20 protein-coding genes are annotated in these 23570 nt (G+C 63.0%); 14 read left to right on the top strand and 6 right to left on the bottom strand.

What is annotated here, in order from left to right:
- The first annotated feature begins 60 nt into the window (after positions 1 to 60).
- Both HCR84_RS15490 and HCR84_RS15485 read left to right on the top strand, forming a co-directional pair.
- Positions 61 to 711 carry an IMPACT family protein gene (locus tag HCR84_RS15490; RefSeq protein WP_166979558.1) on the top strand — a complete coding sequence of 217 codons (651 nt, stop codon included), beginning with the start codon at positions 61 to 63 and terminating at the stop codon, positions 709 to 711.
- A 53-nt stretch (positions 712 to 764) separates the two neighbouring features.
- Positions 765 to 1361 carry a GNAT family N-acetyltransferase gene (locus HCR84_RS15485; RefSeq protein WP_166979560.1) on the top strand — a complete coding sequence of 199 codons (597 nt, stop codon included), beginning with the start codon at positions 765 to 767 and terminating at the stop codon, positions 1359 to 1361.
- A 131-nt stretch (positions 1362 to 1492) separates the two neighbouring features.
- Here the strand turns inward: HCR84_RS15485 and HCR84_RS15480 are convergent, their stop codons facing one another.
- From HCR84_RS15480 to HCR84_RS15460, 5 genes are all read right to left on the bottom strand, one after another.
- On the bottom strand, positions 1493 to 2167 hold the full coding sequence (locus HCR84_RS15480; protein ID WP_166979562.1) for a fasciclin domain-containing protein: 675 nt from the start codon (positions 2165 to 2167) through the stop codon (positions 1493 to 1495).
- 268 nt (positions 2168 to 2435) lie between these two features.
- Positions 2436 to 3251: an anti-sigma factor gene (locus HCR84_RS15475; RefSeq protein WP_166979564.1), complete on the bottom strand. Its 816-nt coding sequence runs from the start codon at positions 3249 to 3251 to the stop codon at positions 2436 to 2438.
- Complete coding sequence (gene sigK, locus HCR84_RS15470) at positions 3248 to 3838, bottom strand: ECF RNA polymerase sigma factor SigK (RefSeq protein WP_434063543.1); 591 nt, start codon at positions 3836 to 3838, stop codon at positions 3248 to 3250. The genes HCR84_RS15475 and sigK overlap by 4 nt, the downstream gene beginning before the upstream one ends.
- Before the next feature lie 114 nt (positions 3839 to 3952).
- Positions 3953 to 4513 (bottom strand): OsmC family protein, encoded by a 561-nt coding sequence (locus HCR84_RS15465; protein WP_166979566.1) that lies wholly within the window; start codon positions 4511 to 4513, stop codon positions 3953 to 3955.
- A gap of 62 nt (positions 4514 to 4575) precedes the next feature.
- Positions 4576 to 6543: a beta-galactosidase gene (locus tag HCR84_RS15460; protein WP_166979568.1), complete on the bottom strand. Its 1968-nt coding sequence runs from the start codon at positions 6541 to 6543 to the stop codon at positions 4576 to 4578.
- A 191-nt stretch (positions 6544 to 6734) separates the two neighbouring features.
- Here HCR84_RS15460 and HCR84_RS15455 point away from each other — a divergent pair, with 191 nt between their 5' ends.
- The 4 genes from HCR84_RS15455 to HCR84_RS15440 are packed head-to-tail and all read left to right on the top strand — an operon-like array spanning position 6735 to position 11026.
- On the top strand, positions 6735 to 8036 hold the full coding sequence (locus tag HCR84_RS15455; protein ID WP_166979570.1) for an ABC transporter substrate-binding protein: 1302 nt from the start codon (positions 6735 to 6737) through the stop codon (positions 8034 to 8036).
- A 57-nt stretch (positions 8037 to 8093) separates the two neighbouring features.
- On the top strand, positions 8094 to 9065 hold the full coding sequence (locus tag HCR84_RS15450; protein WP_166979572.1) for a carbohydrate ABC transporter permease: 972 nt from the start codon (positions 8094 to 8096) through the stop codon (positions 9063 to 9065).
- A 1-nt stretch (position 9066) separates the two neighbouring features.
- Positions 9067 to 9960, top strand: coding sequence for a carbohydrate ABC transporter permease (locus HCR84_RS15445; RefSeq protein WP_166979574.1), 894 nt, complete (start codon positions 9067 to 9069; stop codon positions 9958 to 9960).
- Between the two features lie 49 nt (positions 9961 to 10009).
- A complete protein-coding gene (locus tag HCR84_RS15440) occupies positions 10010 to 11026 on the top strand; it encodes a LacI family DNA-binding transcriptional regulator (RefSeq protein ID WP_208322080.1) in 1017 nt (338 codons plus the stop codon).
- Positions 11027 to 11069: 43 nt separating this feature from the next.
- Here the strand turns inward: HCR84_RS15440 and HCR84_RS15435 are convergent, their stop codons facing one another.
- Positions 11070 to 11903: an SDR family NAD(P)-dependent oxidoreductase gene (locus tag HCR84_RS15435; protein WP_166979578.1), complete on the bottom strand. Its 834-nt coding sequence runs from the start codon at positions 11901 to 11903 to the stop codon at positions 11070 to 11072.
- 93 nt (positions 11904 to 11996) lie between these two features.
- On the opposite strand from HCR84_RS15435, the gene HCR84_RS15430 reads away from it, so the two are divergent.
- From HCR84_RS15430 to HCR84_RS15395, 8 genes are all read left to right on the top strand, one after another.
- Entirely contained in the window at positions 11997 to 12587 is a 591-nt protein-coding gene (locus tag HCR84_RS15430; protein WP_166979580.1) for a TetR/AcrR family transcriptional regulator, read from the top strand.
- Positions 12588 to 12989: 402 nt separating this feature from the next.
- Positions 12990 to 16403: a family 43 glycosylhydrolase gene (locus HCR84_RS15425; RefSeq protein ID WP_166979582.1), complete on the top strand. Its 3414-nt coding sequence runs from the start codon at positions 12990 to 12992 to the stop codon at positions 16401 to 16403.
- Positions 16404 to 16560: 157 nt separating this feature from the next.
- Positions 16561 to 17796 carry an ROK family transcriptional regulator gene (locus HCR84_RS15420; RefSeq protein WP_244972511.1) on the top strand — a complete coding sequence of 412 codons (1236 nt, stop codon included), beginning with the start codon at positions 16561 to 16563 and terminating at the stop codon, positions 17794 to 17796.
- Positions 17797 to 17830: 34 nt separating this feature from the next.
- Positions 17831 to 18715 carry an ABC transporter permease gene (locus HCR84_RS15415; protein WP_235940726.1) on the top strand — a complete coding sequence of 295 codons (885 nt, stop codon included), beginning with the start codon at positions 17831 to 17833 and terminating at the stop codon, positions 18713 to 18715.
- A 2-nt stretch (positions 18716 to 18717) separates the two neighbouring features.
- Complete coding sequence (locus tag HCR84_RS15410; protein ID WP_195706660.1) at positions 18718 to 19491, top strand: ABC transporter ATP-binding protein; 774 nt, start codon at positions 18718 to 18720, stop codon at positions 19489 to 19491.
- Between the two features lie 75 nt (positions 19492 to 19566).
- The gene (locus HCR84_RS15405) at positions 19567 to 20574 is read left to right on the top strand and encodes an aliphatic sulfonate ABC transporter substrate-binding protein (protein WP_166979584.1); all 1008 of its coding nucleotides are present in this window, start codon (positions 19567 to 19569) and stop codon (positions 20572 to 20574) included.
- A 1-nt stretch (position 20575) separates the two neighbouring features.
- Positions 20576 to 22072 (top strand): sulfatase family protein, encoded by a 1497-nt coding sequence (locus HCR84_RS15400; RefSeq protein WP_276511780.1) that lies wholly within the window; start codon positions 20576 to 20578, stop codon positions 22070 to 22072.
- Between the two features lie 49 nt (positions 22073 to 22121).
- The gene (locus HCR84_RS15395; RefSeq protein ID WP_166979588.1) at positions 22122 to 23564 is read left to right on the top strand and encodes a sulfatase family protein; all 1443 of its coding nucleotides are present in this window, start codon (positions 22122 to 22124) and stop codon (positions 23562 to 23564) included.
- The last annotated feature ends 6 nt before the right edge of the window (positions 23565 to 23570 follow it).

Genomic DNA, 23570 nt, shown 5'->3' with positions numbered 1-23570 from the left:
GCCGTGGTGCCGGACGCAGCCCCTCATCGCACCGGGTGCCGACTGGTTAGGCTGGGCACGATGATCCCCTCGCGCAGCTACCCGTCGACGATCGCCGCACCGATCGACAACGAGATTGTCATCACCAAGTCGCGGTTCATCGCGCACGTTGCTCCTGTGGGCTCCCCTGACGACGCCGACGCGGTCATTGCCCGGGTGAAGAAGCGGTATTGGGATGCTCGGCACAACTGCGTCGCGATGGTCACCGGCGTGCTGGGGGACCAGGCTCGGTCGTCAGACGACGGGGAGCCGTCGGGCACCGCGGGGGTGCCAATGCTTGAGGTGCTGCGTCGACGCGAGCTCACCGATGTCGTCACCGTCGTCACGCGGTACTTCGGTGGTGTCAAGCTCGGAGCGGGCGGGCTGATCCGCGCCTATTCGAGCGCGACGTCTGAAGCCCTTGACCGTGCCGCGCCGGTGCGGCGCGAGATGCTCACGCGCGTGACGCTCGACGTCGCCCACGTCGACGCCGGGCGCTTCGACAATATGCTGCGCGAGTGGGCGCCTCAGCACGGCGCCCGCCTCGACGAGCCGCACTACGCTGCCGTGGCGACCTTCGAACTGTGGGTGCCGCCCGCCGAGCTGCGCCAGCTGACAGCAGATATTGCGGCGGCATCCGCTGGCTCTGTCGTTCCGGTTGTGGGCGAAGATCGCATCCTCGACGTGCCGTGAGTGTCACCGGCCGGTGGCACAATGAGCGATGGCAACACACGAGAGGAAGTTTCATGGCACCGACATTCAACGATGTGGCCTTCCCCGTGCAGACGGAGCGGCTCACGATTCGACGGGCTGAGGCCGCTGACGTCGAAGCAGTGCGTGCCTATCGGCAGCATCCTGATGTCAATATGTGGATGCCGTCAGACGGCACCGACCCCGATGAATTTCGGCGTCGCTTTTGCGACCCGGCGAAGCTCGCGGGCAAGCTCGTCGTCGAGCAGAACGGCGTGATCATCGGTGACGTCATGGTCGGAATCGGCGACGCGTGGGCTCAAGATGAGGTGAGCGACCGTGCCCGCGATACGCAGGCAGAGCTGGGCTGGTGCCTTGCGCCAAGCGCGCAGGGGCAGGGGTTTGCGAGCGAGGCGATGCGCGAAGTTCTGCGCCTGTGCTTCGAAGATCTCGAGCTGCGCCGTGTGTCGGCGGGATGCTTCGCAGACAACGAACCGTCGTGGCGGCTCATGGAGCGACTCGGCATGCGACGCGAGAGCCACACCGTGCGCGAGAGCCTGCACCGCACTCTTGGCTGGCTTGACGGCATGGAATACGCGCTGCTCTCCGACGAGTGGAGACAGCGCGAATCTCAGGAACGCGAATCTCAGTAAGACGTGTCAGAGACCGGCGATCCCCAGACGTGCACATGTTTGTGGCGTCCTACGGCGCCGCGCAGAGTCGTGACACACAGATCGGGTGACGGAACGCGAGCGTTCCGTCACCCGATTCTGGGAAACTAGCGTTAGCCCATCGACGGCGGCATCAGCACCGAGTCGATCAGGTAGACGGTTGCATTTGCCGTGTGAACGCCACCGCAGATGACGCTGGCATCGCCAACCATGAGGTCGTCACCGCTTCCGGTCACCTCAACGGTCTCGCCCTCAACGGTGTCGTGCTCACCGGCAATCGCATCGGGTGCGATCTGCCCGGGAACAACGTGGTAGGTCAGGATGCTGGTGAGTGTCTCTGCTCCTTCGGGAGTCTTCAGCATCTCGAGCGTCTCGGCGTCGATCTTGCCGAACGCGTCATCGACCGGTGCGAAGACGGTGAACTCGTCACCGTTCAGCGTGTCGACGAGGTTCACATCGGGGTTGAGCTCTCCGGAGACCGCAGAGACGAGCGTTGTCAGCATGGGGTTGTTCGATGCCGCGACGGCGACGGGGTCTGCCGACATGCCCTTGATCGATCCGGGACCGTCGGGAACCTGGTCGGCGTAGGCCGAGCAGCCAGCACCAACGAGGTCAGAGGCGGGATCGGCCATCGACTCGTTCGACTCGCTCTCCTTCGGCGTTGACTGGCTCTGGCTCGAGTCGTCATCCTTCGACATGTCACTGCTCGATGAACAGCCCGCGAACGTCAGGGTCGCTGCTGCTGCGATTGCGAGTGCAGCGAATGCTTTTCGTGATGTGGTGCGCATGATCACTCCTTTGTCTTTCGTTCCAGTTGTGGAACGGCTGATTGCATACGGGGTTCGGAACCCTGGCGAGAGTGGATTGGAAGATTCTCAGATTCTTTTCTTTCCATCAGCGGCGTCCCTCGCACCTATGCCGGGTACCCCTTCACCTTCGAAGAGCACCTGCCGCCAACGGAGCGGATGCCGCGTGTTGTGCGGCGTGTGCGATCGCGAAGCGCGGCGCTTGGCCAGCGGCCTGTAGCGGTAGCCGGTAGCCCGTGTTGGGTGGCGGTTATGCCGTTTCGAACACCATGACGGGGTCGGTCGTTGGCTGCTCAGAGCCGCCGTCGGGTTCGACGGTGATGCCGATCACCGTGCCCGGTGTGAACGTGCCGTCAAGAACGTGCCATGTCGTGTCAGGCTCTGCGGTGAATGTTCCCGCAGCCACCGCTCCGCCGTCACCGATGTACCACGCCTCGTAGACCTTGCCATCGGGGGCAGCAGGCAACTCGTCCATCACCACGGCCGACAGCTCGAGCGATGCCGACCACACGACGGTTGCCGTCGTGCCGTTTGATTCGATGCTCGTGCGCTGCGTATCGTCTGCGGCATTGATTGCGGCGAGTTTGTCGGCGGCTTCGGATTGCGCCGAGATGGAGTCGTTGGTGACGAGGGTGCCGACAGCGGTACCTCCGGCGAAGATCAGGGCGGATGCCGCGACGGCAGCCACCGCGATCGTCGCGGGGCGTGAGTACCAGCGACGCTGCGCGCGCTTCTCCGCATTCGTCATCCGCGGTTCGGCGGCCGGGAGCGGCTCGGGGGGCTGAGTCGGCTCGGAGGCCGGCGCGGCGGCGGGTGCGTCATCCGCGGGTTCGGCCGTGTGCTGTGGCAGATCCGAAATTGCCGACATCAGTCGCGATTTCATGTCTGCAGGTGGCGCAATGGGTGTCGTCGCCTCGGCGAGTTCCCGTGCGACGTCATCGAAGCCGGCCTGGGTTCGGCGCAGCGCGTCATTGCTCGTCAGTTCGCTGTCGAAGGCGGCGTGCTCCTCGGCAGAATCAGCATCGAGGGCGTGCGAAGCTGCCTCGGCATCCTTGTCGCGAGTCATGTCGTCACCCCCAAAAGAGATCGAAGCCTGATCATTCCGTCTCGAAGGCGTGTCTTCACTGTTCCGATCGGGGTATCGAGGCGTTCGGCGATTTCGCTTTGCGAGAAGCCGCCGTAGTAGGCCAACGTTATCGCTTCGCGCTGGGCGCCAGACAGTTCGCGCAGGGCGCGATGAACCCGCTGACTCTCGATTCGCGCATCGCCCTCTTCTGCTACGGGGTCATAGGCGGTGTCGGTGTCGCGCTTGGCAATGCGCTCGTCGCGGTCGCGTGTTGACTGTGCCGAGCGCACGCGATCGACGGCGCGGCGGTGGGCGAGAGTGAAGATCCAGCCGATGGCGCTTCCGCGCGTTGCGTCAAAGCGCGGAGCAGATTGCCAGATCTCAAGAAAGATCTCCTGCGTCACCTCTTCGGACTGCGCGTCGTCAATGAGGATGCGTCGCACCAGCCCGTGAACACGGGCGGCGACAGCGTCGTAGAGGTCGCCGAACGCGCGTTGATCGCCCGAGGCGACGGCCGTCACAAGGGTTGCGACGTCGTGAGACGGCTCGTCTCGGGGAGCAATGGGCGCCCCGGTTTCCGCTGTCACAGGTGCCAGTATTGCACGCAAACCACCCAGCGCATCTGCATGCGCTCGTCGGGTAACGGGTTCGGCAAGGGTGATCACACGTGGTATTCGTTGCCACGGCCGTGGCGGATTGGCTTAGCCCTTGACGATGGTGACGTTTACGGGAGTCGCGTTGGCAAACAGGTCGAGAACGGGGCAGTGGGCGTCAACGGCGGCGTGCAGTTCGTCGTAGCGCTCCTGTGTTTCCGGACCGGTAACTGTGATGTTCAGGCGCACCGCGCTGAATCCCGGGCGAACGTTCTCGTCGATTCCGAACAAACCGGTGACGTTGAGGTCGCCCTCGGCGGATGCCTGAATGTCATCGACCTGAATGCCGAGGTTCTGCGCGTACAGGCGGTAGACGACGATCTGACACGAGATGAGCGCGCCGAGTGCAACCTCGACGGGGCTTGCCGCCACGTCGTCACCGGCGAGAGCGGCAGGTTCGTCCACAGTGAACGTGTGCTTTCCCGCGCGGATCGTCGACGCAACGGAGCCCGAACCCTCACCGGTCACCGTGTAGGTGAGGTTGGCGCTCGAGGGGGCCTTCTGAATGCGCTCGCCCCAGGCGGTGCCAGCCGAGGCGAGTCGCTCAGCGCGCTCCTCGACGGAAACGGTGGGAGCGGATGCGGGTGCGACAGTGTCTGTGAGGGTCATGGCGACGTCCTTTCGTTGTGCTCAGGCTACGAACGACTCAGCACGTCGCCAATCTCTCGACGTCATGCGCCGTAATGCGGCACGGCATCGGCGTTCTCGCGAACAACGAAAACGGCGCCGCCTTCCACCTGGTTGCCTTCGTACTCGATCGCATCATCACTGTGGTTGAGCAGAAATCGGACGCGCTGACTTTCGGACTCGCGCGTGACGATCTCGAGCCCGTCGGGCAGCACGGCATGTGCAACACCAGCGTCGTCAAGCACCGACTCCACGAAGCGATCCAGGTCAACGGAGGCAAGCGTCGTTGACACGTAGTGCGCTGCACCGCGCCCATGGCGATTGCGAGTGATGGCGACGCCGGAAGCCGCTGGGCCGTTCGTATAGTTGGCGACGGCCTCGGCCCCCGTGAGCACGATGTCGTCTGCCCACACCGAGCCGGTCGCCCCGGTGTCGAGCGTGACGAGCTCGCCGTCGCGCAGGGGGAGAAACTCGTGCACCGCGAGGCCGAGCACCTCGCGCAGCTGCCCGGGGTATGCGCCGGCGGGCACTTCGTCGTTCGCCATGACGATCCCCGAGAAGTATGAAACGGCGAGGATGCCGCCGCCGGCGACGTACTCGCGGATGTTGGCCGCCTCGGCATCCGCCAGCAGGTACAGACTTGGCGCGAACACGGCGGCGTAACCAGTGAGGTCAGCGCTGGGATGCACAAAGTCAACGGTCACTCCGCGGCGCCACAGCGACGAATAGAACGCCTCGATGCGTTCTCGATGATCGAGATCCGCAGACGGACGCCAATCGAGATCCATTGCCCAGAACGATTCAATGCTCCACACGATCGCCACGCGTGCGCTCACGCGGCTCCCTGCCACCTCGCTCAGCGAGGCGAGCTCACCGCCGAGGCCGACGACCTCGCGCCAGACTCGACTGTTCGTTCCCGCATGGGGGAGCATCGCCGAGTGAAACTTCTCTGCGCCGTACCTGCTCGCGCGAAATTGAAAGAACATCACAGCGTCGCACCCGCGTGCGACATGCTGAAGGCTGTTGCGGGCCAGCTCTCCAGGCCGCTTCGCGATGTTGCGCGGCTGCCAGTTGACGGCGGAGCTCGAGTGCTCCATCAGAATCCAGGGCTCGGATGCCGCGAGCGATCGGGTGAGGTCGGCATCCATGGCGAGCATGACGTGGTTGTCTGTGCGCTCGGCCGCAAGGTAATGATCGTTTGCGACGATGTCGACTTCTTTCGCCCACTTCCAGTAGTCGACCGAGGGGCAGTTCGTTGCCATGAAGTTCGTTGTGATGGGGCGGTCGGAGTGGGCGCGAATTGCATCGCGTTCTGCCGTGAAGCACGCGAGAAGAGCGTCTGACGTGAATCGCTGAAAGTCGAGGCGTTGGGCCTGGTTGCTGACGCTCGCCGATTGACGAGGAGCATCGATCTCGTCCCATTCGCCGTAGGTCTGACCCCAGAACTGTGTTCCCCAGGCGCGATTGAGCGTGTCGAGCGTGCCGTAACGGGTCCGCAGCCACGCGCGGAACGCCGTCACCGAGTTGTCGTCGTAGCTGTCGCTGATGGGGGCACCATATTCGTTGTGCACATGCCACATCACAACGGCCGGATGTGTGCCGTACCGCTCAGCGAGCTTCGACGCGATGGCCGTCGCGGCGCGTCTGTAGTCGGGGGAACTTGGGCTCACCATGCCGCGGGATCCGAACCCGACGCGTGTGCCGTCGCGCAGCACGGGGTGGGAGTCGGGGTATGCCTTCCAGAACCACGCCGGGGGCGCTGCCGTCGGGGTGGCCAGGTCGATATCGATGCCGGCGTCCGACAGCATCCCAATGATCTCGTCGAGAAAGCTGAAGTCGTATTCGCCCTCGCGGGGTTCGAGCATGACCCACGAGAAGATGCCGATGCTTACCAGGTTCACGCCGGCATCCTGCATCAGCCGGATGTCTTCGGCCCACACCTCGCTGCTCCACTGCTCGGGGTTGTAGTCGCCTCCGTAGCGAAAGCCGGTGCGTCCGGGGATCCAGGTCATGTCATCTCCTCTGACTGTGTGCGGTTACAGTTCTATCACAGTTCGACGTGTGGCTTGTCGATGGAAAGTTCACGCTTGACAAGGAATCAGTCACTGTGCGTAACTAGAACCGCTCACAGGGTTTCGGACATTCTCGTGGGCCGCTGTGCCGCACATCTGCGCACAGGACGTGTTTTCGACAAGGAGGACGAATGCGTTCATCACTTCGCGCAACAGCGGTCGTCGCGATCGCCGCAGCCGCGCTGCTGGCCACGGGCTGTTCCGCCGACGCGGGCGGAGAATCCAGCGGCCCCGTCAAACTGAGCTACTGGGCATGGGCGCCCAACCTGGAAAAGGTCGTGAAGATCTGGAACGACGACCATCCCGACATTCAGGTGACCGTGAGCAAGCAAGATGGCGGTGACCCCGCGGTCACCAAGCTGCTCACTGCGGTAAAGGCCGGCAGCGGCGCCCCCGACTTGATTCAGGCCGAGTATCAGAAGATCCCCACACTCGTGGCATCGGATGCTCTCGCAGACCTGTCCGAATACGGTGGCAGCGACCTTGCCTCATCGTTCCCCGACGGCGTGTGGAACTCGGTGACGCTCGGAGGCGACGCCGTCTATGCGATTCCGCAGGACACCGGCCCGATGATGGCGTACTACCGCCAAGACATCCTCGACTCGTATGGTCTGAGCGTTCCGAAGACGTGGGACGAGTACGCCGACCTCGCGCGTGCCATTCACGAGAAGGATCCGGATTCGTACCTCGGCACATTCTCGGCAAACGACGCGGGCTGGTTCACCGGGCTCACGCAGCAGGCTGGCGCGTCATGGTGGTCCATCGACGGCGACGCCTGGGGCGTCGACATTGACTCGGCAGCGTCGCAGAAGGTTGCCGAGTACTGGGGCGGACTCGTCGAAGAGGGTGTCATCGACAACAAGCCGATGTACACGCCCGAATGGAACGCCGGCTTGAACGATGGAACGCAGGTCGGCTGGGTCAGCTCGGTCTGGGCACCCGGAGTGCTCTCGGGCAACGCTGCGGACACCCAGGGCAAATGGGTAGCGGCAGAGCTTCCGCAATGGGATGCCAGCGCTCCGGCAAACGGCAACTGGGGTGGCTCGTCGACAGGCGTCACGTCGCAGTCGAAGCATCCGAAAGCAGCCCTTGAATTCGTCACGTGGCTCAATACCGACCCCGAGGCTGTGAAAGCCCTCGCCGACGTTGCCGGAATCTACCCGGCCGACACGAAGGCTGCCAAGGCGGCGCTGACGACGGCACCGGAGTTCTTCAGCAACCAGGATGACTTCTACGACGTTGCCGCCAAGGCCGCAGACTCCGTCAACTCGTTCACCTACGGGCCGAACGTGAATGTCGCGTACAGCGCCTACAACGACGAATTCGCGAAGGCGGCACAGGCGAAGACCGCTGATGCGTTCCTCACGGCGCTCGCCGCGATGCAGAAGATCACAACGGACGATCTCGTCGACAGCGGATTCACCGTCAAATAACCACGTCGCCGCCGGGGTGCGCGAGCACTCCGGCGGCCCGAGCATTCGGAGGCAGCGATGCAGGCAGAGCTCTCAGTGCGCCAACGAAAGACAGCGGCGCGGGCAGCGCCCGGCACCAGGCGCGGCAGTTTTCGCACGCGGGTGCTCACCCCGTACGGCATGCTCATGCCGGGAATCGTGCTGTTTGTGCTGTTCATGCTCGCTCCGATCGTCTACACGCTGATTCTGAGTTTTCAGAAGCAGGAGATTGTCGGGCTCGGTCTTGGTTCTGGGGGCAAGTCGCTCTCGTTCGCGGGGATCGAGAACTATGTGACGACGCTCACCAACACGGAGTTCGGCGCGAGTGTCGGCAGGGTTCTGCTCTATGGCGTCGTGCTCATTCCGACGATGCTGCTTCTTGCTCTGCTGTTCGCTCTGCTTCTCGATTCGAAGCGCACGCGCGCCGTCGGGTTCTCGCGTCTGACGATCTTCCTTCCCTATGCCGTGCCCAGTGTGATCAGCTCCCTGCTGTGGGGTTTTCTCTACCTTCCGGCCGTGAGTCCGTTCTATTACGTCTTCGAGCGGCTCGGCTGGGATGCCCCGCGAGTGCTCTCGAGTGATCTCGTGCTGTTCGGCATTGCGAACATCGCACTCTGGGGAGGCGTCGGCTTCAACATGATTGTGCTGTACACGTCTCTGCGCGCCGTGCCGAGCGAGATCTACGAGGCGGCAAAGATCGACGGCGCGAGCGAGGTGCAGATCGCCCTGCGCATCAAAGTTCCCATCATCGCGCCAGCGCTCGTGATGACGGGGCTGTTCTCGATGATCGCGACGCTTCAAGTCTTCGCGGAACCGACGATCCTGCGACCGCTCTCGAACAGTCTGTCGACAAGCTGGTCGCCTCTCATGCTCGTGTACCGCGATGCGTTCACGCGCGACGACATCTACTCAGCCGCAGCGACGTCGATCGTGATCGCCATCGCCACGTTTGCTCTCTCGTTCTTCTTTCTGCGGGTCGTGCAGAAGCGGGCGTTCGGGCAGGAGGACTGACATGACGACGTATGCACATGTGAAACCCGGGTCGACAGCATCGCCGACGCACAGACCAGATCGGCGTGAGCCGATCAGCGTTCTCTCCACGGCGATTCTGCTCATCGGCGCGCTGTACTGCCTGCTTCCGGTTATCTGGGTGGTGATGGCGTCGACGAAAGATGGCTCAGAGCTGTTTTCGACATTCACTCTCGCGCCGAGCACGCACCTCTGGGACAACATCGTCGAGCTCACGCAATACCGCAACGGACTCTTCTGGCGATGGATGCTGAACACGGCGCTGTATGCCGGAGTCGGCGCGTTCGCCTCAACCTACGTCTCGGCGCTCTCGGGCTATGTGCTGGCGAAGTTCTCGTTCCCTGGCAAAGGCACAGTGTTCAAGGTGCTTCTCATGGGCGTTCTCGTGCCCGGGGTCATCCTTGCCATTCCGCAGTACTTCCTCTTCGCCGAGGTCGGGCTGACGAACACCTATTGGTCGGTTCTGCTCCCGCAGATCATCAGCCCGTACGGCATCTACCTCGCGCGCATCTATGCCGCGGCATCCGTGCCGACCGACGTCGTCGAGGCGGCGCGCACGGAAGGCGCACGGGAGCTGCGCATCTTCCACACCATTGCGATGCCGATGATGGCGCCCGGTCTTGTGACGATCTTTCTGTTTCAGTTCGTCGCCGTGTGGAACAACTTCATGCTTCCGTACATCATGCTGGGCAGCGACAGCCTGTACCCGATCACTGTGGGCCTCAGCGGTCTGCTGAATCAGGGGGCATCCGCTCCGGCGCTCTACACCCTCGTCGTCACCGGATCCCTGCTCGCCGTGATTCCGCTCATTCTGCTGTTCTTCCTTCTTCAGCGCTTCTGGCGGGTCGACCTGGCCGCAGGAGCGGTGAAAGCGTGAGCGCACGGCAATCCCAAGCGTACGGCGCATGCTCCCATATGCTGGTGGCGTGAGCACCCCCTCCCCGCGTCGTCGCCCCACGATCGACGACGTCGCCACGGCAGCGGGGGTGTCGCGCGGAACCGTCTCGCGGGTGCTCAACGGCGGTCACTGGGTGAGTCCCGACTCGCTTCATGCCGTGAACGCCGCGATCAAGAAGACCGGGTACCGCATCAACCCGCACGCGCGAAACCTCGCGACGTCGCGCGCGAACTCTGTGGCGTTTCTGCTCACGGAATCGCACGACAGACTCTTCGAAGACCCAAACTTCGCCGTTTTGATGCGCGGTGCCGCGAGCGCGCTTGAAGAGCACGACCTTCCGCTCGTGCTTCTGATGGCGGGAACGGATGCTGAAAAGCGCCGTGCCGCTGAATTCATCACCGCGGGCCACGTCGACGGTGTGCTTCTCGTCTCTTCCCATGCCGGCCAGTCGTCGTTTCTGCACGAGCTCGTGCAGTCGAAGGTTCCGGCGATCGCGTGTGGAATTCCGCTTGGCTTCGAGAGATCTGTCGGCTACGTCGCTGCAGACGACGAGGCCGGCGCCGAGGCTGCGGTCGAACATCTTCGCGCACGCGGCTGCACGCGCATCGCCACGATCGCCGGGCCCCAAGACACCTCGGGCGGAGTCGGGCGCCTCGTCGGGTATCGCCGGGCGATGGCCGGCGACGCAGACGACGCGCTCATCGAAGATGGCGACTACTCGCGCGAGAGCGGCAGACGGGCCATGGCCGCGCTGCTCGAGCGAAGCACCGACATTGACGGCGTCTTCGCCGCGAACGACGTGATGGCGGCTGGCGCGCTCGATGTTCTTCGCGATCGCGGCATCCGGGTTCCAGACGGGGTCGCCGTCGTCGGGTTCGACGATGCGCCGATCGCGAGCAGCACCACGCCGTCTCTCACGACGATGAGGCAGCCGTTTGAGCGCATCAGCCGCGAGATGGTGCGGCTGCTTCTCGACATGATCAACGGAAACGGGGGAGCGACAATGACCCTCCCAACGGAACTCGTCGTTCGCGAGAGCGCGTAAGATCTCCCTCCGCTGCACGCGCCCCGGAACAACCGAAGAACGTTTAGGTCACCGCCGGTGACGTTGCAGACGCATCGACGTGTCTGGGCTGTGTGATTCTGGACATGATGCTGGCCATTGTGCGCCTGGTCAGAAGGCGGCCGAGATTCGCTCCAACGCGATTTGACGCCCCGTCGATGACGCTCGGCCCGGGGTTACGACGTGCGAGGTGTGCGAGCGCCGTTGCGACGACGTTGTCGGGTGTGCGCATGCGTGCTCCCGCTGTCGCGTCATCGGTGCCAACGACGGAGTTGAACTCGGTACTTGTTGCGCCAGGCGAAAGGGCGAAAATGGTGACCCCGCTCGTGCACAACTCTGCCCACAGTGATTCAGTGAAGCTCAGAACGAATGCCTTCGTTGCCCCGTAGACGGCCATGCGTGGTGTTGGTGCGTAGGCAGCCATGCTTGCGACGTTGATCAGGTAGCCGCTTCCGGCCTCGACCATGTCGGACAGGAAAGCGGCGCTGGTCTGTACTGGAGCCGACACATCCACGGCGATTTCGCGAGCGAGCAGCTGCGGGTCTTCGGCGACGAACGGGCCGAACGTACCGAATCCGGCATTGTTGATAACGCCCGTTACTCGAAGACCGGCGCTGTCGACGGCAGCTCGCAGGTCGGCCCCCGCTGTTGCGGACGAAAGATCCTGTCGCAATACCGTCGCTCTGACTCCGTGCGCCCGATTGAGCTCAGACGCAAGCCGCTGGAGACGGTCTTCCCGGCGCGCCACCAGCACCAGGTCTGAGCCGAGACTGGCCAGTTTGCGAGCAAAAGCCTCTCCGATTCCGGAGCTGGCGCCCGTGATGAGAACTGTTTGACTGCCGTGATCGATGGTGGGCATGTTGGCTCCTCCGGGTGAGGTCGATGGATACCTGCATCGTATGCCTAGCGGGCACTCAGTGCCAACTAGGCATCTCGGCTACACTGGGAAGTCATGAGCCCTGAACCTACCCTCTGGGAGCGATCGCGTCAGGCGGCTCTGACCGAGATCACGACCGTGGCTATGCGGCTGATTCTCGACCAAGGTTTCGAGCAGACGACGATCGATCAGATAGCCGAGACGTCCGGGATCTCCCGTCGGTCGTTTTTTCGGTACTTCCGCACGAAGGAGGACGTCGTGCTGGGCGACCTGGCGGGTCAGGGCGTGCTGATGCAGGAGGCTCTCGAAGCTGTTCCGCTTTCCGTCGGACCCTGGGAGGCGCTGCGCGAAGCCTTCGACGCGATTGAAGCTCTCGAGGGTGATTCGGGCACGACCCTCAAGATCGCAAAGATGATGTATGAAACACCATCGCTGCGCTCGCGCAGCATCGAGAAGCATCTGCACTGGCAATCACTCCTTGTGCCCAACATCCGGCTGAGGCTCGGCATTCAGGACGGGCAGGGTGACCCGTCAGCGGAGGCGATCGTGGCCTGCTGCATCGCGTGTCTCGATGTCGCAGGGGAGTTGTGGACGAAAGAAGGCGGCACCTCGAGTCTTGCGGACCTCTACGATCAGGCGGTACACGGCATGCGATCTGCCGACTGAGCCGGGACGACTCGCGCCGATCTCACGGTGCGTCAGCCTTTTCCATGTTCTTTCCGCCGGAGTCTTGACGGAAAAATGAGTTCTCCCTTAGATGGGTGGCGAAGCACTTAAGGGGCGCGGGCAGCAACGCGATGCACGTCATCGCCGCCGTCGAGACGTCGCCCCGATCATCACCGTCGTGCCGCGAATCCACGCGCGCCGACGCTGCTGCGCGTGCGTGCGCGGCAACTTCAACGAAGAAGGAGAGCGCATCACATGCGTTGGAGATCGGTTACAGCAAGAGCAGCGGCCATCATTGCCGCGAGCGTGTTCATCGGAGGTGCGATGCCGCCACGGGCTGCGTCGGCCGACCAGCATCCGCAGTCAGCTGGGACGCAAGCCTCGGGCACGTATACAAACCCGGTGAGCGAAGGAGTTGTCGATTCGTTCCCCGATCCCGCCATAATCAAGGGAAAAGACGGGGCCTGGTACGCGTACGGAACGACAAACCCCATCTTCAACAGCGACGGCGAGAAGGGGGAGCGCATCTTGCCGATGATGCGCTCGACAGACATGGTGACGTGGGAGCACGTCGGCGATGTCTATGAGAAAGGCGGCGATCGCCCCGACTACTGGTCGGCGGGTACGCGCCCGTGGGCTCCGGACATCCGCTATCTCGACGGCCAGTACTCTCTGACCTACTCGCTGTCGAACGGGGGAGTCGCGCTGCTCACAGCCGAAACTCCAACAGGGCCCTGGACAGACCATGGCCTGCTGATCAGCGGTAAGGGAGTCGAAGGCTGCCCGACCGGGAACATTGACCAATCACTCTTCACCGATAGCGACGGCACGCACTACATTTACTGGGGAAGCTACGACCTGCTCTGTGTCTCCGCGCTCAACGAGGAGGCAACGGCACTGACCGGTGACGTGACGCAGATTGCACAGGGGCGACGCATGGAGGGAGGCCTTGTCGTGAAGCACGACGACATGTACTACCTCATGTATTCGGATGCCGGATGCTGCGACGGCTCGTTCAGCGGCTACACCGTCAAGGCAGGGCGCTCAGACAGCCCTCGCGGTCCGTTCGTCGACGATGATGGAATCGACCTGATGTCGACGAGCAGCAACGCAGGATTCGTGCTGACCTCCAACGGAAACGGCTTCGCGGGGCCGGGACACAACACAATCCAGACTGATCTGTCTGGCCAAGACTGGCTTGTTTATCACGCGATCCCGACCGCCGACCCCGACTTTCCACCTGTCGGCAACCTCAATCTCTCGAAGCGTCCGCTCATGATCGACAGACTTGACTGGATCGACGGCTGGCCCGTTGTGCGGGCGGGAGCCGGCCCATCGAATGGCGAAGAAACGGCACCCGTGACGACGCCGATCGTCGGGTCGGACTTTGCCGACGGGTCGCTGCGGTCGTGGAAGAAGCGCGGACGAAGCAGCGTTGACATCGCGACGGACGACGATGCGGGCAAGCATATTCGCATGACCGCAGAGGGCACGGGCTCCAGCGCCATGTCGGGCGGCGCCACCGTGACAAGCCAGAAGAAGGCATCGGGGGATCTGCGCGTGCAGGCCGACATCCGATTCACAGCGGCAGACGCCGACACCTCGGCCGGCGCCACAGGATTGGTACTGGGAAGCAAGGGGCGGAACGGAACGACGGCATGGATCGACGCCGAAGCGAACGAACTGCGCATTGAGATCGTTCACGGAAGCGCTGTCGTGACCGAGTCGGCACCTCTTCCGGACTCGTTTGATGCCAGCACGTGGCACGTGGTCTCCGTCGAATGGCGAGGGAGCACCGTGACGGCAGAGGTCGCGAACGATGGACTGGGCGAGCCGCTCGCCGTTGTCGAGGCAACAGCGCCCGAACAGGCGAAATCGCACGGATCCGTCGGCTTCGCAGCATCCGGTGCCGTCATGGATGGCGACAACATCAGCGCCGCGAAGCTCTTCACACCTGTGACGGAGCGCGTTGCCGATCCGCAGCCGGGAGAGCTGCTGAGCGAGTACTCTGACGACTTCGACGCGGACGGAAACCCCGCAGAGAATGACGACGCGTGGAGGTGGGTACGCGGGCAGGCCGAAGGCTCAGGCGTCAGCGACGGTTCGCTCGTCTGGCCGACGAACGGCGACGAACTCTATAAGGGGACGAATACGGCATCCGTTCTGCTGCGCGATGCGCCGCAGAACAACTACATGGTCGAGACGAAGGTGACGTTTGACCCAACGAAGGCGGCTCAGCAGGCCGGACTCGTGCTGTACGAACACGATGACAGCTACGTCAAATTGACGCACACGGTTCTTCCCATCAGCCGAATGGGCCACGTCGAGCACGTAACCGAATTCGGCAAAGAAGGCTCGCGTCCGACGACAACACCGCCGACAGCGGTCGCGAACGGACCGATGTTCGGAGCAGCACCTGCCGAGACGACATGGCTGCGACTCTTCGTTCAGCGTGATGACGAAGGAGAAGAATATGACGTTCGCATGGCATCGAGCACCGATGGCGAAAACTGGCAGTGGGGCGGAGTCTGGTCGCTGTCGACGCTCGGCAACCTGCAGCTCGGACTGCTCTCGATGAACGCGAAGGGAGCCGACGCGAACTTCGAATACGTGCACACCTACGACATGGGCGGCGAGGCCGCGCAGCATCCAGCCAGCTGGCCCCTGCCGATGCCGTACGGCACAGCCGACGACCGGGCAGAGATCACGCCGGGGGTGCACAACTCGATGGTGCTCGATCTCGAGACACGGCCGCAGGATGCAGAGCAGGGCCGAGTCTGGATGCGTGACACCTACGTGAACCACTTCGAGGTCGACGGCGAGACGCTGTACGTCGCGACGGGAACGACGAAGGTGGCGGAGCTTGACAAAGCAGGGCCGTGGAACGACGGCCTCTACATGTGGACTGCGCCGTCGATGGACGGACCGTGGACGCTCGTCGACACGACATCGCTGCGGCCAGACCAGACGAAGGGCAAGGTGTGGTCGCCCGAGTTCGTCGACGAGAACACAGACGAGAAGACTGTGGTCGCGGACTGGCAGACGTACAAGCATCCGGATGACCCGTCGAAGCGAGCAGGCAACGTCTGGGCACCGGAGGTGCAGTACATCGACGGCACGTGGTACATCATGGCCACAATGGGTGACCCGTCGAAGTTGACCGGAACCTTCATGCTGGCAAGCGAAGGCGGCATTGAAGGGCCGTATCGCAACATCGAGGGAAGCATTGAACACCCCCTGGGCGACCCTGTCAGGGCATCGAATCCGCAGTATTACCACATCGATGGCGGGATGTTCCACGAGGGCGATGACACCTACCTCGTGCTGCACAACGACCTCTACTCGAAGCTGACACCAGACATGGAGAACCTGGAGCACCCCACCGATCTGCCGACCTTCGACCAGCAGCCGTTCTCACCCGAGCCGTACCTGGAGGGCGCAACGGTGACCAAGGTGGGCGACAAGTACTACCTCATGCACGCGGTCTGGGCGAACAAATCAGGTGAAGGCGAGGATGCTGTCTGCTCGTACCTGCCGAACACGGGGAAGAAGTCGCAGTACGACGCCATCGTCGCCGTGTCTGACTCCTTCGAAGGGCCGTACTCGAAGCGCTATACGGCGGGCGTCGGGGCCGGTCACAACAACATGTTCGTCGATGAGGAGGGGACCGTGTGGATGACGTTCTTCCGCAACCCGGCTCACGGCTACTGGTCCGAGCCAGACCACATCGATGATGCCGCCGTGGCTGGTGTCGTTCGCATGGAGCAGGCCGGCCCGTTTGGCGATCTGCTCTACGTGGAGCGACCCACGGACTGATCACCAAGCACGCGAAGGGGCGCCCGTGCTACACGGGCGCCCCTTTTTGCCTGCCGGGTCGCTCAGTCGCGAATACTTCTGACGGCGTCAGAATTAATTCTGAAAGTTTTTTGCCGGATGGTTGACGGAAAAATTCTGCGCTGAGATTGTGGCTGTTATGTCAATGACGAACGGCGTGCGAGCCCTGGTGAGACGCACACACGAGGAGCGCGTACTCGCGGCACTTCGTGCACACGGGGCCCTGAGTCGCAGCGATCTCGCGACCCGGGTCGGTCTCTCGCGCACCACGCTCTCGGAGATCACCGCGAGTCTGCTGCAGCGGGGAGCAATCGTCGTCGCAGACACCGACGCGGCAGTGCGTGCGGGCAGTGGACGCCCCGCCGAGCGACTCGCTCTCGACCCCGGCGCTGGCCAGGTGATCGGCGTTGACTTTGGGCACAGGCGCGTGCACGTTTCCGTTGCCGATGCGTCGCACAATGTGATCGCATCCGGGCGTGAAGAGTATGCGAACGGCACCCCGTGGAACGAGCGCCTGTCAACGGCGTTCGAACTGATTGAGCGCCTGAGTCGAGAGACTGGCGTGCACTACGGCGCACTCCAGGCCATCGGCATCGGGGTTCCGGGACCTTATACGGGAAAGACAAGCGGCTCCGGACCCGTGAGCTGGAAGAACCAGCTGATGCCCGATGGCGTCGATGCCGCGTTTGCCGAGCGATTCGACACCCCTGTCTTCGTCGACAACAACACGCGACTCGCGGCGCTCGCCGAGGCAAGCACGCGCTCGGACGTCGTCGACAACCTCATCTACCTGCGGCTGTCCGACGGCGTCGGCGGAGGCCTCGTCGTCTCTGGGCGGCTTGTCTCGGGAACGAAGGGCTTTGCGGGCGAACTCGGTCACGTCACCGTGGACCCCGCCGGCGTCACGTGCCGCTGCGGCAAGCGTGGGTGCCTCGAGACTGTCGCCTCCGTGCCCGCCATCCTCGCCGCGTGTCGCGGTCGAGGTGTGCAGCTCGAGACCTTCGACGATCTTGCCGCGGCCGTTGAGAAGGGCGACCCGGTTGTCGATGTCGTGCTGCGCGAGGTTGGCACGGCGATCGGTCGGGTGCTCGGCGCGGCCGCCATGACGCTCAACCCGCGCGAGGTCGTCATCGGCGGTGAAGTCGTGCGCATCGCCCCCGTCATCGTGGAGCAGGCTGCGGCGACCATCCGCTACGAGCTGTACCCGATTCCTGCCGAGCAGCCGCTGGTCGTGCGCGCTGCCCAGCTCTACGACAACGATGGCGCACTCGGCGCCATCGCCGCCATCTTTCACCAGTCACCGCTTCTCGCCGGATACCCCGAGCCCTCAACGCCCGCCGAGCAGCAGCAGTCGCAAAGGAGCGCGAACTCATGACGCTTTCCACCGCCCATAACGAACGAGTTCTGCCATGGAACGAGTAGCAGAGATGACGAACCCCACAGACAGAGAAAAGCAGTCGCCCGTCACCGCGGGAGGCTCGGCAACCGTAACGATGGCAGTGGCGTCAGACTCACCGAAACCGCCTTCCGGCGCGAAGAAGAAGATGACGAAGCGCTCGAAGCTGCTCACCCTCAATGTGATCTCCGTCGTCGGCGGCATCGGAATCTGGTGGACGCTCGCGCTCGCGGGATTTCAGTTTCCGACCCCTCCCGAGGTGATCGAGAAGGGCGTGCAACTGTGGGCGTCCGGTCTTCTGCAGCAAGACCTGGCAGCCAGCCTCGGCCGTGTGCTCACCGGCTTCATCCTCGGCTCGGCCCTCGCCATTCCCGTCGGGTTTCTCATGGGCTGGTACACGATCGGCCGTGGGCTCTTCGAACCGTGGATTCAGTTCTTCCGCACGATCCCGCCGCTGGCGCTTCTCCCTCTCGTGCTCGTTCTGCTCGGTATCGGCGAAGTTCCCAAGATCTTCGTGATTTTCCTTGCCGCCTTCCTCGTCTGCGTGATCTCCACCTACCAGGGCGTCGTGAGCGTCGACCGAACACTCATCAACGCAGCGCGCGTACTCGGTGCGAAAGACGGGACCATCTTCGCTCGCGTCGTGGTTCCGGCATCCACGCCTTTCATTCTCGTCGGCATGCGCACGGGTCTCGGCTCCTCATGGGCGACACTCGTTGCCGCCGAGCTTCTCGCCGCTCCGGCCGGGCTCGGGTACCGAATGCAGCAAGCGCAGCTGTACTACGACCTCGCGACAATCTTCGTCGGCATCGTCTGCATCGGCATTCTGGGCCTCGTCATGGACAGGCTTCTGCTGCTCGCCGAGAGCAGACTCACGGGCTGGCAGGAACGGATCTGATCATGGTAGCCGCAACGAAAACAGCAAAGATCTCAATTCAGAACGTTCGCAAGACGTTTCAACTGAAGAACAAGGAATTCGTCGCTCTCGAGAAGGTGAACCTCGACATCGCCGACAACGAGTTCGTCACCGTCGTCGGCCCATCCGGATGCGGTAAGTCGACGCTCATGAACATTCTCGGCGGGCTCGAAGAAGCAACGGGCGGACAGGCCCTCGTCGATGGGCGCAGCGTGTCTGGTCCCGGCCCAGAGCGCGGCGTGATTTTTCAGCAGTACGCTCTCTTCCCTTGGCTCACCGTGCGCAAGAACGTGGAGTTCGGCCTCAAGGTCGCCGGCGTGAACGCAAAGGATCGACGGGAGCGCGCCGAGCACTTCATCGACATGGTGGGCCTCAGCCAGTTCGCCGATGCTCTGCCGAAGATGCTGTCCGGAGGAATGAAGCAGCGCTGCGCCATTGCCCGTGCCTACGCGGTGAACCCGTCAATTCTGCTGATGGACGAGCCATTTGGCGCTCTCGATGCGCTCACGAGAGTCAAGCTTCAGGAACAGCTTCTCGACACCTGGAACCGTGAGAAGCGCACAGTCATGTTCATCACGCACGACGTCGATGAGGCCGTGTTCCTTGCCAATCGCGTCGTCGTGATGGCGGCACGGCCCGGCCGTATCCACGAGGTCATTGATGTGGATCTGCCGTACCCGCGCACCGAAGAAGTCCGGCTGAGCCCGGAGTTCGCCGAGCTGCGCAATCGCGTGTGGCACGCGGTGTATCACCAGTAACCCCGGTAACAGCACCGGATCCTCGCCGCCTGAGTCCCCTCAGTCGGCCCCAACCCCCATGAAAGGGACTGCATCATGTCATTCACCACAAAGCTGCTCGGCACCGTCGCCGCCAGCGTCACTGTGGCCCTCGCGTTGGCAGGCTGCTCAAGCGGAGCAACAGATGACGCCGGCAACGAGGTCGAGGCCATCGACGTCAACTTCGGCTACATCGCCGATTACAACGGAACAAGCCTGCTCGCGATTGCCAAGGATCAGGGCCTATGGGAGAAGAACGGGGTGAACATCACAACGACGCCGTTCACCAACGGCCCTCTCCAGATTCAGGCACTGGGAACAGGAGATCTGGACTTCGGCTACATCGGACCGGGCGCGTTCTGGCTGCCAGCATCCGGGCAGGCAAAGCTCGTTTCGATGAACACCCTCGGTCAGGCCGACCGTGTCGTCGCTCAAGAGGGCATCGAGTCGATGGAAGACCTCCGAGGCAAGACTGTCGCCGTTCCCGAGGGAACCTCGGGCGATATGATCCTCACGCTTGCGCTCGAAAAGGCAGGCATGACGAAAGACGACATCAATGTCGTGAACATGGAGCCGTCGGCGATCGTCTCTGCGCTCGCGTCGAAGAAGGTCGACGGAGCCGGCTTCTGGTACCCCGCATTGGCAACGGTCAAGGAGCAGGTGCCCGGGCTCGTCGAACTCGCCGAGAACAAGGACTTCGAAGACACCATCGCGTTCCCCACGGCGTTCGTCGCGGGAAATGACGTCGTCGAAAAGCAGCCGGAGAAGCTCGACCGCGTGCTCAAGGTACTTCGCGAGGCGATCGAATACCGCGCGAACAACGTGGATGAGTCCATTCAGCTCACCGCTGACTTCTCGGCGCTTGACCCCGAAAAGGTGAAGGCCGACGCGGGAAACGTGCAGATTCTGAGTCTCGACGAGATCGACACGCTCACAGAAGACGGCTCGGTGAATGAGTGGCTCGAAGGCATGAACGACTACTTCGTGGATGCCGGAAAGCTGCCCGAGCCGGTTGACCCCGCCGACTACTACACCGGTGATCTCTTCCTGAAAGCAGGCAAATAAGTTGTCACAAGCCAGGAACATCCTCTTTCTGATGACCGACCAGCACCGGGCGGACACGCTCGGCGCCTATGGAAATCAGCTCGCGGAGACGCCCGCTCTCGATGAGCTCGCTCGCACGGGAACACGATTCGACCGGTGGTACACACCGAGCGCGATCTGCACCCCTGCGCGGGCGAGCCTGCTCACAGGCCAAGCGCCGTTCCGACACAAGCTTCTCGCCAACCACGAGCGCAATGTCGGGTACATCGAGGATCTGCCCGAGGACCAGTACGCGTTCTCTGCCGATCTTCGGGCGGCCGGGTACAACTGCGGGCTGATCGGCAAGTGGCACGCGGGAACCGAGCGCACGGCCGCCGATTTCGGGTTCGACGGGCCCGATCTCGCCGGCTGGCACAACCCGGTTGAGCACGAGGACTACCTGGCATACCTGCACGACAACGATCTGCCCGCATACGAGATCAGCGATCAGATTCGTGGGACGCTGCCGAACGGCGGGCCGGGCAACCTGCTCGCCGCTCGGCTGCACCAGCCCGTTGAAGCGACGTTCGAGCATTACCTCGCATCACGCACGATTGAGATGCTCGAGCGCTACGCTGCCGATTACCGTAACGACGGTCAGCCCTTCTACCTTGCACTCAACTTCTTCGGCCCGCACCTGCCGTACGTTGTGCCGGATGAGTACTTCGACATGTTCGATCCAGAAGTCATCGAGATGCCGAAGTCTGTTGCTGAGACGTTCTCGGGCAAGCCGCAGGTGCAGCAGAACTACAGCGACCACTGGGCATTCGACACGATGCCGCTCGAGACGAGTCGCAAGCTCATCGCGATCTACTGGGGATATGTCGCGCTAATCGACAGCCAGATCGCCCGGGTCATGGAGGCCATGACTCGCCTCGGACTCGTCGATGACACTGCCGTGTTCTTCAGCTGTGATCACGGCGAGTTCACGGGCTCGCACCGCCTGCACGACAAGGGCCCGGCGATGTATGAAGACATCTACCGGACCCCGGGCATTGTGCGCATTCCCGGCGCTCCCGCGGGGCAGGTGCGCAACGAGTTCGTCAGCCTGCTTGACTGCACAGCGACGTTCCTCGAGCTCGCGGGGCTCGACCCGGCTCCCGCCGTCGATTCGCGCAGTCTTGTTCCGCTTGTCGAGGGTGAGACTCCCGAGTGGCAAGAAGACATCGTGTGCGAGTTTCACGGACATCACTTCCCCTACCCGCAGAGGATGCTGCGCAATGACCGCTACAAGCTCATCGTCAATCCGGACTCGGTGAATGAGCTCTACGATCTCGAGCGCGACCCGGATGAGCTTCTCAACGTCTACGCGCTTCCGGATATGGCAGAGACGCGCAACGAGATGATGGAGCGACTGTACGCGCTGCTTGTGGAGCGCGGCGACAAGTTCTACCACTGGATGACGTCGATGTACCCGGTCGGCGGCGTCGCCTATGACCCGTCGTTGAGCGGTTTCGACGACGAGGCGTACCAGAAATAGCCTTCCGGCACGGCCAGTGGCAGCATCAAGCGATTCTCGAGAGGGAGCAATGACCGAGCCGAGCGGGCGCCCCAATATCGTCTTCATGCTGACCGACGATCACGCGGCTCACGCGATCAGCGCCTACGGCTCCGTCGTTAACCGCACGCCGCGCATCGATGAGATCGCTGACGCCGGCGTGCGCCTCGACAACTGCTTCTGCACGAACTCGCTGTGCACGCCGAGCCGGGCATCGATTCTCACCGGAACGTACAGTCACATCAATGGCGTGACGACGCTCGAGACGCCTATCGACGCAAGCCAGCCGACGTTTATCTCCCAGCTGCGGGCCGCCGGGTATCGCACGGCTGTCGTCGGCAAGTGGCATATGGGAGAGGGCGATGGTCACGACCCGCAGGGATTCGACTATTGGGCAGTACTGCGCGATCAGGGGGAGTACGTCGACCCCCAGATTCTCACGAAGGATGGCGTCGCCATTGTGGACGGCTACGCGACAGACGTGATCACCGATCTCGCTCTTGACTGGCTTGAATCGCTCGAGGGCGACGAGCCGTGGTGCGTGCTCATTCACCACAAGGCGCCTCATCGGCCGTGGGAACCGGATGAGAAGCACAAAGGCATGTACTCGGATCCGATTCGGGTGCCCGACACCTTTGACGATGACTACTCAACGCGCACGTCTGCGGCGCACCGTGCGGCAATGCGCATCGCCGATCACTTGACGCTGGCAGATCTCAAAGAGTCACCACCAGCCGATCTCACTTACGAGCAGGCGGTGCTGTGGAAGTACCAGCGGTACATGGAGGACTACCTCGCGTGCGTCGCGTCTGTTGACGACAACGTCGGTCGTGTCACCGACTGGCTGCGCGCCCGTGGTGAGTTCGACGACACCCTCATGATGTACAGCTCCGATCAGGGTTTCTTCCTCGGCGACCACGGCTGGTTCGACAAGCGCTTCATGTACGACGAATCGCTGCGCATGCCGATGCTGATCAGCTGCCCGTCGCGCATTCCGCACCGCGACGAGCCGCTCGAGCAGATCGTCACGAACGTCGATTTCGCGCAGACGATCCTCGAGGCGACGGGAACCGATGCGCTCGAACGCATGCAGGGCATGAGCATCTGGCCGCAGCTCACGACCGACCCTGGGCGACCCACGCGCCGTGCCATGTATTACCGTTACTTCGAGAACGACGACATCAATCACCATGCGTTTGCGCATTACGGCATGCGCACGGAACGATACAAGCTCATCTACTTCTACAACGACGGCCTCGGGCTGCCCGGGTCATCGGGCCGAACCTACCCTCCCGAGTGGGAGCTCTACGATCTTCAGAACGATCCAGAAGAATGTCGCAATGTGTACGGCGACGCCGCGTACGCTGACCTGCGCGAAGAACTGACGGTGCGACTCTGGATGCTGCAAGCCGAACTGCGAGACGAGCCGCACCCGTCGCAGCCGGTTCCGGCGTTGCTTCGTGACCGTGCCTGAAGATCG

The organism is Paramicrobacterium fandaimingii (genome assembly GCF_011751745.2).
Classification (GTDB): Bacteria; Actinomycetota; Actinomycetes; order Actinomycetales; family Microbacteriaceae; genus Paramicrobacterium; species Paramicrobacterium fandaimingii.
This window is presented reverse-complemented; position numbering and strand designations above follow the sequence as displayed.

Excerpts from the sequence above, each read along its gene's own strand:
- HCR84_RS15475 (WP_166979564.1), bottom strand. The coding sequence starts at position 3,251 with ATGACTCGCGACAAGGATGCCGAGGCAGCTTCGCACGCCCTCGATGCT.
- HCR84_RS15410 (WP_195706660.1), top strand. The coding sequence starts at position 18,718 with ATGGTAGCCGCAACGAAAACAGCAAAGATCTCAATTCAGAACGTTCGC.
- HCR84_RS15460 (WP_166979568.1), bottom strand. The coding sequence starts at position 6,543 with ATGACCTGGATCCCCGGACGCACCGGCTTTCGCTACGGAGGCGACTAC.
- HCR84_RS15445 (WP_166979574.1), top strand. The coding sequence starts at position 9,067 with ATGACGACGTATGCACATGTGAAACCCGGGTCGACAGCATCGCCGACG.
- HCR84_RS15450 (WP_166979572.1), top strand. The coding sequence starts at position 8,094 with ATGCAGGCAGAGCTCTCAGTGCGCCAACGAAAGACAGCGGCGCGGGCA.
- HCR84_RS15480 (WP_166979562.1), bottom strand. The coding sequence starts at position 2,167 with ATGCGCACCACATCACGAAAAGCATTCGCTGCACTCGCAATCGCAGCA.
- HCR84_RS15395 (WP_166979588.1), top strand. The coding sequence starts at position 22,122 with ATGACCGAGCCGAGCGGGCGCCCCAATATCGTCTTCATGCTGACCGAC.
- HCR84_RS15435 (WP_166979578.1), bottom strand. The coding sequence starts at position 11,903 with ATGCCCACCATCGATCACGGCAGTCAAACAGTTCTCATCACGGGCGCC.
- HCR84_RS15485 (WP_166979560.1), top strand. The coding sequence starts at position 765 with ATGGCACCGACATTCAACGATGTGGCCTTCCCCGTGCAGACGGAGCGG.
- HCR84_RS15465 (WP_166979566.1), bottom strand. The coding sequence starts at position 4,513 with ATGACCCTCACAGACACTGTCGCACCCGCATCCGCTCCCACCGTTTCC.
- HCR84_RS15430 (WP_166979580.1), top strand. The coding sequence starts at position 11,997 with ATGAGCCCTGAACCTACCCTCTGGGAGCGATCGCGTCAGGCGGCTCTG.
- HCR84_RS15490 (WP_166979558.1), top strand. The coding sequence starts at position 61 with ATGATCCCCTCGCGCAGCTACCCGTCGACGATCGCCGCACCGATCGAC.
- HCR84_RS15455 (WP_166979570.1), top strand. The coding sequence starts at position 6,735 with ATGCGTTCATCACTTCGCGCAACAGCGGTCGTCGCGATCGCCGCAGCC.
- HCR84_RS15415 (WP_235940726.1), top strand. The coding sequence starts at position 17,831 with ATGGAACGAGTAGCAGAGATGACGAACCCCACAGACAGAGAAAAGCAG.
- HCR84_RS15420 (WP_244972511.1), top strand. The coding sequence starts at position 16,561 with ATGTCAATGACGAACGGCGTGCGAGCCCTGGTGAGACGCACACACGAG.
- HCR84_RS15405 (WP_166979584.1), top strand. The coding sequence starts at position 19,567 with ATGTCATTCACCACAAAGCTGCTCGGCACCGTCGCCGCCAGCGTCACT.